The organism is Agrobacterium larrymoorei (assembly GCF_005145045.1).
Lineage (GTDB): Bacteria > Pseudomonadota > Alphaproteobacteria > Rhizobiales > Rhizobiaceae > Agrobacterium > Agrobacterium larrymoorei.
Genome location: NZ_CP039694.1, coordinates 394,750 through 404,101, shown reverse-complemented (window position 1 = coordinate 404,101; position 9,352 = coordinate 394,750). Strand labels below are relative to the sequence as shown.

Genomic DNA, 9,352 nt, shown 5'->3' with positions numbered 1-9,352 from the left:
TGTAGCCTCAAGTTCAAGACGGTTTAATGGCGTCGGACGCACTTTTACCGTTTCATGATAGCGCACGATTCGGAACTGGCTGCAAGAGAAATGAGGTTAACGGTAAGTTACAGATTTGATCCCATATTTTGCTCTGAGACTAATTCATCCTGGAATCGTAACCATTTAGCCCACACCATTAGGAAACGGCCAAAAAGCCTGTCGGTGCAGATTTGCACATGAAATCAACGGCGCCGGACCGACATCACGTTCGCAAATCGCTCGATAGGGGCCAGGCTCAGTAGAATCACCGGGTGCAGATCTGCACATAGCCACAAATTAACCGAGATGTTTTCTCTCCGCATCGATTGTTGTTGTGGAGACAAGCATGCAGATTCTCACCGTCTCGCCCGACCAGTATGTCGAGCATCAAAATCTTCTTAAACAGATGCATCAGCTGCGCGCCACCATTTTTGGCGAGCGGCTCGAATGGGATGTCACCATTACGGAGGGTGGCGAGAGGGATCAATACGACGATCTGAACCCGACCTACATCCTCGCCACCTTCGGCGGCAATAAGGTCCTCGGCTGCGCCCGCCTTCTTCCCGCGGTTGGCCCAACCATGCTGGAGCTGACATTTCCAAAGCTGCTGGCTGATGGTTCGCTCAATGCGAACAGCGCAATGATCGAGAGTTCGCGCTTCTGCGTGGATACGACCTTGCCCGCCGGCAGGGGAGGGAGCCAACTCCACCTTGTGACGCTTACCATGTTCGCCGGCATTATCGAATGGTCGATGGCGAATGGCTATGACAAGATCGTGACCGCCACCGATCTGCGTTTCGAGCGCATCCTGAACCGGGCTGGATGGCCGATGGCGCGTTTGGGTGAACCCGTGGCAATTGGCAATACGGTCGCCATTGCCGGCACACTTCCAGCGGACAGGAAGAGCTTCGAACAGGTTCGCCCGTCAAAGTATCGATCCGCTCTGACTTGTGCTGTTGCCTATTCCGAGAGGAGCGCAGCGTGACCCAGCTTCGCTCCCACCCGCGCCTGGTCCGCAAACTCCAGGACGCGCTTGGCGACCAGCTTTGCATCGCGCTCAACGATGCGACAGTCGTCGAGATCTTGCTCAATCCTGATGGCCGGTTGTTCATCGAACGGCTCGGGCACGGCATGTCCCCAGCCGGTGCGATGACACCAGCGGCCGCGGAAGTGGTCATTGGCAGCGTCGCTCACGCGCTGCAGTCGGAAGCAGACGACAAGCGCCCGATCATCTCCGGCGAATTGCCGATCGGTGGCCATCGCTTCGAAGGGCTGCTTCCGCCCGTCGTCTCCAGCCCTGCCTTCACGATCCGTCGTCGCGCCTCGCGTCTCATCCCGCTCGACGACTACGTATCCTCGAAGGTGATGACGGAGGCGCAAGCGTCTGCCATCCGCAGCGCGATTGACGCCCGCATGAACATCGTCATTTCCGGGGGCACCGGCTCCGGCAAGACGACGCTCGCTAACGCAATCATCGCCGAGATCGTCGCGGCCGCACCCGAGGATCGTATGGTGATCCTCGAAGACACTCCCGAAATCCAGTGCGCTGCCGAAAATGCTGTCTGCCTGCATACCAGCGACACGATCGATATGGCGCGATTGCTGAAAAGCACCATGCGACTTCGGCCCGACCGCATCATCGTCGGCGAGGTCCGCGACGGAGCAGCTCTCACGCTCCTGAAAGCCTGGAACACTGGCCATCCCGGAGGGGTCACCACCATCCACTCCAACACTGCAATATCGGCGCTACGGCGGCTGGAACAGCTGACGGCTGAAGCGAGCCAGCAGCCAATGCAGGAGGTGATCGGGGAGGCGGTCGATCTCGTGGTCTCGATCGAGCGGACGGGGAAGGGGAGGCGGGTCCGCGAGGTGATCCACATCGAGGGGTACCGAAACGGCCGATACCAGACCGAGCACTACGCACAGATCGACGAGGACAGTCATGTCGCATAAGATTAAATTCATCTTGACTGCGGTGGTATTTGCCGCTGCAGCGGCAAGCCTTTGCGAACCCGCGCTCGCCTCTTCCGGGCGAGGGGGCCTGCCCTGGGAATCGCCGCTTCAGCAAATCCAGCAGTCGATCACCGGACCCGTAGCGGGCTTCATTGCCCTGGCGGCCGTTGCCATCGCCGGCGCCATGCTGATCTTCGGCGGCGAGCTGAACGATTTCGCCCGGCGACTTTGCTATGTGGCGCTGGTCGGCGGCGTGCTCCTTGGAGCGACACAGATCGTCGCCCTTTTCGGCGCAACCGGCGCGTCGATCGGCGATGCTCCTGCACAGGCCGAGCAGCACACACCAGAACCGTCTGTTTCAGCGACCAAAGCGGGGGAGGGGGCCCATGGCTGAAGCCGGTTCCAATCTCATCCGGTCGCGGGTGCACCGGGCGCTATCGCGTCCCAACCTGTTGATGGGCGCCGATCGCGAGCTCGTCTTGTTGACAGCTCTTGCCGCCGTCATCCTGATCTTCGTCGTTCTGACCTGGTACGCGGCGCTATTTGGCGTTGCAGTCTGGCTGATCGCGTTAGCTGCCCTTCGCATGATGGCCAAGGCGGATCCGCTCATGCGAAGGGTCTATATCAGGCATATCTCCTACAAGACCTTCTACCGCGCGACGTCGTCGCCGTGGCGCAGGTACTGAGGGGTACGACATGGTTGCCCTCAAATCCCTCCGCCATTCCGGACCGTCCTTTGGCGATCTCGTTCCCTATGCCGGGTTGGTCGATAACGGCGTCATTCTGCTGAAGGACGGCTCGCTGATGGCCGGCTGGTATTTTGCCGGACCTGATAGCGAGAGCTCCACCGACACCGAGCGCAACGAGGTTTCGCGGCAAATCAACGGCATCCTGTCTCGGCTCGGTTCGGGTTGGATGATCCAGGTCGAGGCCGTGCGGGTAGCGACAGAAGATTATCCTGCAGAAGAAGCAAGCCATTTTCCCGATCCCGTCACCCGCGCCATCGATGCGGAGCGGCGGGCGCATTTCCAGAAGGAGAGGGGACATTACGAAAGCCGTCACGCCCTGATCCTGACGTGGCGTCCGCCGGAGCCGAGGAGGTCCAAGCTGACGCGGTATGTCTATTCCGATGATGGAAGCCGATCCGCCACGTATGCCGACAAGGCGCTTGAAACCTTCCTGACGTCGATCCGCGAGGTCCAACAGTATCTAGCCAATGTCGTTTCGATCCGACGGATGATGACACGCGAAACACGGGAGCGAGCCGGTCATCGTGTCGCCCGCTACGACGAGCTCTTCCAGTTCATCCGCTTCTGCATTACTGGGGAAAATCATCCGGTGCGCCTGCCAGAGATCCCAATGTATCTCGACTGGCTGGCGACGGCGGAATTGCAGCACGGTCTGACCCCGCTCATCGAGAATCGCTTCCTCGGCGTCGTCGCGATCGACGGCCTGCCGGCGGAAAGCTGGCCTGGCATCCTCAACGCGCTCGACCTGATGCCGCTGACCTATCGATGGTCGTCGCGGTTCGTCTTCCTGGACGCGGAGGAAGCGCGGGCAAAACTCGAGCGCACGCGCAAGAAGTGGCAGCAGAAGGTCAGGCCTTTTTTCGATCAGCTCTTCCAGACGCAGTCGCGGTCGCTCGACCAGGACGCTGTGCTGATGGTGGCAGAGACCGAGGACGCAATCGCCGAAGCCTCGTCGCAACTCGTGGCCTACGGCTACTATACGCCGGTCATCGTTCTCTTCGATGAGGACCAAACCCGTCTTCAGGAGAAGTGTGAGGCGGTCCGCCGCTTGATCCAGGCCGAAGGTTTTGGTACCCGCATCGAGACGATCAACGCGACTGATGCCTTCCTCGGCAGCCTGCCGGGCGTCTCCTATGCCAATATCCGCGAGCCGCTGATCAACACGCGCAATCTCGCCGACCTCATCCCGCTTAATTCGGTGTGGTCGGGAAGCCCGATAGCACCTTGCCCATTCTATCCGCCTGGATCCCCGCCGCTGATGCAGGTCGCCAGCGGATCAACTCCCTTCCGGCTGAACCTGCATGTCGACGATGTCGGCCACACGTTGATCTTCGGACCGACTGGTTCTGGCAAATCATCGTTGTTGGCATTGATCGCGGCCCAGTTCCGACGCTACGCCGGTGCGCAGATCTTCGCCTTCGACAAGGGTGGCTCGATGCTGCCGCTGACGCTGGGGCTCGGCGGCGATCATTATCAGATCGGTGGCGATGCTCAGGAAGCAGGAGAGGGTAGGGCACTCTCTTTCTGCCCGCTGGCCGAGCTCTCGACCGATGGCGATCGTGCTTTCGCCTCCGAGTGGATCGAGATACTGGTCGCGCTACAGGGGGTGACGATCGCTCCGGACTACCGTAATGCCATCTCAAGGCAGGTCGGACTGATGGCGGAATCACGCGGGCGGTCACTATCGGACTTCGTGTCGGGCGTGCAAATGCGCGAGATCAAGGATGCGCTGCATCACTACACTGTCGACGGGCCGATGGGCCAGCTTCTCGACGCCGAGGAAGACGGTCTGGCGCTTGGCGCCTTCCAGTGCTTCGAAATCGAGGAGCTGATGAATATGGGCGAGCGCAATCTCGTGCCAGTTCTAACCTATCTCTTCCGACGCATCGAAAAACGCCTGACGGGTGCGCCCAGCCTGATCATCCTCGACGAGGCGTGGCTGATGCTCGGCCACCCGGTGTTCCGCGACAAGATCCGGGAATGGCTGAAGGTGCTGCGCAAGGCCAATTGCGCCGTGGTGCTGGCTACCCAGTCGATCTCGGATGCTGAACGGTCCGGCATCATCGATGTGCTGAAGGAATCCTGCCCGACCAAGATCTGCTTGCCAAATGGTGCGGCCCGAGAGCCGGGTACGCGCGAGTTTTACGAACGGATCGGCTTCAACGAGCGGCAGATCGAGATCGTCGCAACAGCGATTCCGAAGCGCGACTATTATGTCGTTTCTCCCGAGGGCCGCCGACCCTTCGACATGGCGCTTGGCCCTGTTGCGCTTTCCTTTGTCGGAGCGTCTGGAAAGGAAGACCTCAAGCGCATCCGCGCCCTGCATCTTGAACATGGGGCCGCCTGGCCTTTCCACTGGCTCCAGCAAAGGGGGATCGCCCATGCCGACACGCTCTTCCCAACCGAATAGGATATGGCCCGCCGCGCTCAGTGTGGCTTTCATGCTCTCATCTGCTCTCTCGCTTCCTGCGTGGGCCGGTGGTGCTACGGGACAGGCGACCGAATGGACCCAGCTTGCAAACAACACCGAACTGATCAGCCTTGTCGGCAAATCCGCCGAGCAGGTGAACAACCAGATCACCCAGATCAATCAGCTGGCCGAGCAGATCCAGAACCAGCTCAACATCTACAAGAATATGCTGCAGAACACGGCGCAGCTTCCAAACCACATCTGGGGTCAAGTCGAAACTGATCTGAAGAACCTCCAGACCGTCGTCAACCAGGGCCAGGGTGTCGCCTTTTCCATGGGCAATGTAGATGATGTGCTCAAGCAGCGCTTCCAGAGTTTCGCCGACATGAAGAGCAACCTGCCTGACGGAGCAAGCTTTTCCACGACCTACCAGAACTGGTCCGACACCAATCGCGACACGATCGGTGGCACACTTAAGGCCGCCAATCTGACGGCCGAACAATTCTCCAGTGAGGAGAGCACGATGTCGCAGCTGAGGTCGATGTCGGAATCGGCCGACGGTCAGATGAAGGCATTGCAGGTCGGCCACGAAATCGCTGCGCAGCAAGTCGCGCAGATGCAGAAACTGCGGGGTCTGGTCTCGCAGCAGATGACGATGATGGGCACTTGGTACCAGTCCGAGCAGGCACAAAAAGACCTGGCGCAAGCGCGGCGCGAACAATTCTTCAGCGGAACCGAACGTGACATCAGGGGCGGCCAGACGATGGAGCCCCGCTGGTGAGCTCCCGTCTGATCGACATTATCGTCCTTGCAGCGGTCGTTTCCGCGGCCGGCGCAAGTGCCATTACATGGATCTTGGTTCGACCGGACACAGTTTCCGGATCCGGCGCGATCGCGACAGGCTCTCCCCCCGACGAGGACCGGCGCCGACATCGTGAGCAGTTCTTCGGTGGAGATGCCAATTGCGACATTCGCGGGGGCCAGGAGATGAAACCACGATGGTAACCGCTCCCTCTTTCCGCGCTCTCGAGCGAACCTCCATCGCGATTGCGGTCGTCCTGGTGGTGACTTCGCCGGCGCTGGCGCAACAGGGCCAAGTTCTGACCACGCTCGAGAATTCCGTCGTCACCGCAGCCAAGGGCTGGGAGACGACGGTTATAAATGCAGCCCGCTCGTTGTTCTGGATCCTAGCCGGCATCGAGGTGGGGATCGCTGCCGTTTGGCTGGCAATAAACGCCGCTTCGCTCGACAGTTGGTTCGCAGAACTCGTCAAACGCATCATGTTCATCGGCCTGTTCGCTTTCATCCTCGACAGAGGACCGGAGTTCGCCAAAGCCGTGGTCGACAGTCTCTACCAGATCGGCGCCGGTGGCGGTTCCGCCTCTCCCGCCAACATCTTTGACGCCGGCATTCGTGTCGCGACGAAGATGTCGGAACAGGCGAAGTTTGGCCTCTGGGAGGATAATGCGCTGGCGATCGCCGCCGTCTTCGCCATGGTGGTGGTCGTGGTGTCGTTCAGCCTGGTCGCCGCGATCTTCGTGGCCGTCATGGTCGAGATGTATGTGGGCCTGCTCGCCGGCATGATCATGCTCGGGCTGGGTGGGTCGTCCCATACCAAGGATTTTGCGATCAAGTACATGGTTTACGCCTTTTCCGTCGGCATGAAGCTGATGGCGCTGGTGATGATCGCCAAGATCGGCTCGGACATCCTTCTCGGTCTGGCCGAGGCGCCAACCGCAACCTCCGAACAGTTCATCACCACGCTGGCGATAGCCGGCATCTCGGTCGTCGTCTTCGTCATCGCCATGTATGTGCCGCCCATTTTGCAGGGCGTGGTCCAGGGCGCATCGGTCGGCGGCGGCATGGAGGCCATCCGACATGGCGGCCAGGCAGCGTCGACGGTAATCGGGGCTGGCGTCCTAACGATCGGGGCCGCAAGCAGAGGATTCGGAGCCGCCAGTGCCGCGAGGACAGGAGGCTCATCTCTGGCCAGTGCGGCGCTGCGCGGCATGCAAGCGGGGATCGGCGGAGCGGCCGGCGCAGTCGGTTCAGCTGCAAAGGAAAAGGCGATCGGTTCTCCCGGCGCCTATGCCGGATCGATGCTCGGCCTTGCCAACGCTAAACTCGATCAACAATCCGGCCGGCCGGGCACACCGCCAGCACCGCCGATCAACGACAGCAAGTGACGGAACACTCCAGAATGGCCGGACAGAATATCCCAGATAATCCCTATGTTGCTGCTCGCAACGAATGGAACGAGCGTTATGGCTCGTACGTAAAAGCGGCTGCCGCCTGGCGCGTCGTCGGCATTGCCGGAATGACCATGGCCGTTATCGGCTTTGGTTACGCGCTCTACCAGAGCACACAGGTCAAGCTGATCCCTTATATCGTCGAAGTCGACAAGCTTGGCACCGCCGTCAATGCGGGCTTCCCGCAGCAGATCGAATATGCCGATCCGCGTGTGGTGCGCGCGACACTCGGTAGTTTCGTGTCGAATTTCCGCTCTGTGACGCCCGATGCCGTGGTCCAGAAGCAATATATCGACCGGACCTATGGGCTGCTGCGCACCTCCGATCCCGCGACGGAAAAGGTGAATGCCTGGTTTCGCTCGAATTCTCCCTTCGAGAAGGCGAAGGCCGCGACGGTGGCGATCGAGGTTAACAACATCGTCGCGCTGTCGAACCAGAGCTACCAGATCGACTGGACGGAGTTCGAACGCGACCGCCGCGGCAAGGAGACTGCCACCCGCCGCTTCCGTGGGATCGCCACCGTGACACTGACGCCGCCCCAGGATGAGGGTGTCATCCGTCTTAATCCCATCGGTCTCTATCTCCGCGACTTTGATTGGACTGCGCAGCTTTGAAAGGCATGGCCCCTAACATGAACAGATCAGACGCACTATCTCGGGTCACGATGAGCGCCAGCATCATTGCTATCGCCATTGCTGCCTCTACCACTTTCCCGTCTGCCTCTCTCGCCGCCGATGGTGTCACGGCCAATGAAGCAAAGGGAATGGGCATCTCAACACAATGGCGTGGAAGCCGCGGGCTCGTCACCAAAGGCGCCGATGGGAAGGTGGTCTTCCTCTATGGCGAAGTGCAGCCGTCGGTCGTCTGCTCACCGTTACAGGTCTGCGACATCGAGCTTCAGGGCGGCGAGGTGGTTCGCGACGTGTTGGTCGGTGATACGGTACGCTGGAAAGTAGAGCCCGCGACCTCGGGGGCGGCCGGCGGCCAGGCGATCCACCTGATTGTCAAGCCGTCGGAGCCGGGTCTCGTCACGTCGATGGTCGTGACCACGTCACGACGCACCTATCACATCCAGCTGAAATCGCATCCCACGCAATATATGGCGCGTGTCGGTTTCGAATATCCCGAGGACGTCTCGACAAAGCTTGCCGATGTCAACGCGCGGCTGGAAGCCAGTACAATCCCGGGCGCGGGCGTCCCAGCCGAGCAATTGAGCTTTGCCTACTCCGTCTCGGGCAGCGCCAGCTGGCGGCCGACGCGCGTCTATTCGGATGGGCAGAAGACATACATCCAGTTCCCACGGTCGATTTCCGGGGGGGATGCGCCGGTTCTTTTCGTCGTCTCCGGCGGCCAGAATCGCGTCGTCAACTACCGCATGAAGAGCAACATGATAGTGGTCGACTACAATATCGATCGAGCTGTCCTAGTCTCAGGCGTTGGCTGGAGACAGCAGAAGGTGACAATCAGTAGGGGAGGACGGTGATGATAGACCTCCTCCGTCAGGCCACGCACCGTCTTGGACCGATCCAACGCTTCGCCGTAGCGAGTGCCCTCGCCATCCTCCTTTCCGGATGTCAGTCGATGGACACCGGCGGGCTCGCCACCAGCGCAGCACCGACAGAGGTCTCCGGACCAGCCGCGGGCGCCATCGCGGGCGATATGGTCAGCCGCCTAGCCGAACAAATCGGGCAAGGGAAGGCGACCGTTGCGCTCAAGCAGGATGGATCTCCATTCGGGAACGCGCTTGAGGCGGCATTGAAGGGGTGGGGCTATGCCGTTGTCACCGACCAGACGACGGATAACAAAGCGGCCGTCATCGCACTTGCCTATGCACTCATGCCTTATGACGGTCAGGTGCTCGCACGGCTCTCAACGAACAGTGTCGAGCTTGGTCGAGCCTACACCGTGACGACGTCGAGTGCGATACCCGCGAGTGCCCTTTCGCTCATGCGACGCGGGTGAGGAAGAAA

The 9,352-nt window shown here is 60.4% G+C and carries 11 protein-coding genes; all 11 read left to right on the top strand.

From position 1 onward, the window contains the following. The first annotated feature begins 367 nt into the window (after positions 1-367). From traI to trbH, 11 genes are read left to right on the top strand one after another with little or no spacing between them, the layout of a single operon-like run. Positions 368-1,006: an acyl-homoserine-lactone synthase gene (traI, locus tag CFBP5473_RS24970; RefSeq protein ID WP_027676478.1), complete on the top strand. Its 639-nt coding sequence runs from the start codon at positions 368-370 to the stop codon at positions 1,004-1,006. Next, positions 1,003-1,974 (top strand): P-type conjugative transfer ATPase TrbB, encoded by a 972-nt coding sequence (trbB, locus tag CFBP5473_RS24965; protein ID WP_027676477.1) that lies wholly within the window; start codon positions 1,003-1,005, stop codon positions 1,972-1,974. The genes traI and trbB overlap by 4 nt, the downstream gene beginning before the upstream one ends. After that, complete coding sequence (gene trbC, locus CFBP5473_RS24960) at positions 1,964-2,368, top strand: conjugal transfer pilin TrbC (RefSeq protein ID WP_027676476.1); 405 nt, start codon at positions 1,964-1,966, stop codon at positions 2,366-2,368. The genes trbB and trbC overlap by 11 nt, the downstream gene beginning before the upstream one ends. After that, positions 2,361-2,660 carry a conjugal transfer protein TrbD gene (locus tag CFBP5473_RS24955; RefSeq protein ID WP_027676475.1) on the top strand — a complete coding sequence of 100 codons (300 nt, stop codon included), beginning with the start codon at positions 2,361-2,363 and terminating at the stop codon, positions 2,658-2,660. Before trbC ends, CFBP5473_RS24955 begins: the two co-directional genes overlap by 8 nt. A 10-nt stretch (positions 2,661-2,670) precedes the next feature. After that, positions 2,671-5,133, top strand: coding sequence for a conjugal transfer protein TrbE (locus CFBP5473_RS24950; protein ID WP_027676474.1), 2,463 nt, complete (start codon positions 2,671-2,673; stop codon positions 5,131-5,133). Then, the gene (gene trbJ / locus CFBP5473_RS24945) at positions 5,105-5,914 is read left to right on the top strand and encodes a P-type conjugative transfer protein TrbJ (RefSeq protein ID WP_037171432.1); all 810 of its coding nucleotides are present in this window, start codon (positions 5,105-5,107) and stop codon (positions 5,912-5,914) included. Before CFBP5473_RS24950 ends, trbJ begins: the two co-directional genes overlap by 29 nt. Beyond that, positions 5,911-6,138, top strand: a complete 228-nt coding sequence (gene trbK, locus CFBP5473_RS24940) for an entry exclusion protein TrbK (protein ID WP_027676472.1) — start codon at positions 5,911-5,913, stop codon at positions 6,136-6,138. The genes trbJ and trbK overlap by 4 nt, the downstream gene beginning before the upstream one ends. Further along, positions 6,132-7,319 carry a P-type conjugative transfer protein TrbL gene (gene trbL / locus CFBP5473_RS24935; protein WP_027676471.1) on the top strand — a complete coding sequence of 396 codons (1,188 nt, stop codon included), beginning with the start codon at positions 6,132-6,134 and terminating at the stop codon, positions 7,317-7,319. The genes trbK and trbL overlap by 7 nt, the downstream gene beginning before the upstream one ends. A gap of 14 nt (positions 7,320-7,333) precedes the next feature. After that, complete coding sequence (locus CFBP5473_RS24930; protein ID WP_027676470.1) at positions 7,334-7,996, top strand: conjugal transfer protein TrbF; 663 nt, start codon at positions 7,334-7,336, stop codon at positions 7,994-7,996. Positions 7,997-8,046: 50 nt separating this feature from the next. After that, a complete protein-coding gene (gene trbG / locus CFBP5473_RS24925; RefSeq protein ID WP_234881927.1) occupies positions 8,047-8,865 on the top strand; it encodes a P-type conjugative transfer protein TrbG in 819 nt (272 codons plus the stop codon). Further along, on the top strand, positions 8,865-9,344 hold the full coding sequence (gene trbH, locus CFBP5473_RS24920; RefSeq protein ID WP_027676468.1) for a conjugal transfer protein TrbH: 480 nt from the start codon (positions 8,865-8,867) through the stop codon (positions 9,342-9,344). Before trbG ends, trbH begins: the two co-directional genes overlap by 1 nt. Positions 9,345-9,352: the final 8 nt, after the last annotated feature.

What these genes read in the sequence shown, in the direction of transcription:
- traI (WP_027676478.1), top strand. Translation starts at nt 368, where the DNA reads ATGCAGATTCTCACCGTCTCGCCCGACCAGTATGTCGAGCATCAAAAT.
- trbC (WP_027676476.1), top strand. Translation starts at nt 1,964, where the DNA reads ATGTCGCATAAGATTAAATTCATCTTGACTGCGGTGGTATTTGCCGCT.
- CFBP5473_RS24955 (WP_027676475.1), top strand. Translation starts at nt 2,361, where the DNA reads ATGGCTGAAGCCGGTTCCAATCTCATCCGGTCGCGGGTGCACCGGGCG.
- CFBP5473_RS24950 (WP_027676474.1), top strand. Translation starts at nt 2,671, where the DNA reads ATGGTTGCCCTCAAATCCCTCCGCCATTCCGGACCGTCCTTTGGCGAT.
- trbJ (WP_037171432.1), top strand. Translation starts at nt 5,105, where the DNA reads ATGCCGACACGCTCTTCCCAACCGAATAGGATATGGCCCGCCGCGCTC.
- trbL (WP_027676471.1), top strand. Translation starts at nt 6,132, where the DNA reads ATGGTAACCGCTCCCTCTTTCCGCGCTCTCGAGCGAACCTCCATCGCG.
- CFBP5473_RS24930 (WP_027676470.1), top strand. Translation starts at nt 7,334, where the DNA reads ATGGCCGGACAGAATATCCCAGATAATCCCTATGTTGCTGCTCGCAAC.
- trbG (WP_234881927.1), top strand. Translation starts at nt 8,047, where the DNA reads ATGAGCGCCAGCATCATTGCTATCGCCATTGCTGCCTCTACCACTTTC.
- trbH (WP_027676468.1), top strand. Translation starts at nt 8,865, where the DNA reads ATGATAGACCTCCTCCGTCAGGCCACGCACCGTCTTGGACCGATCCAA.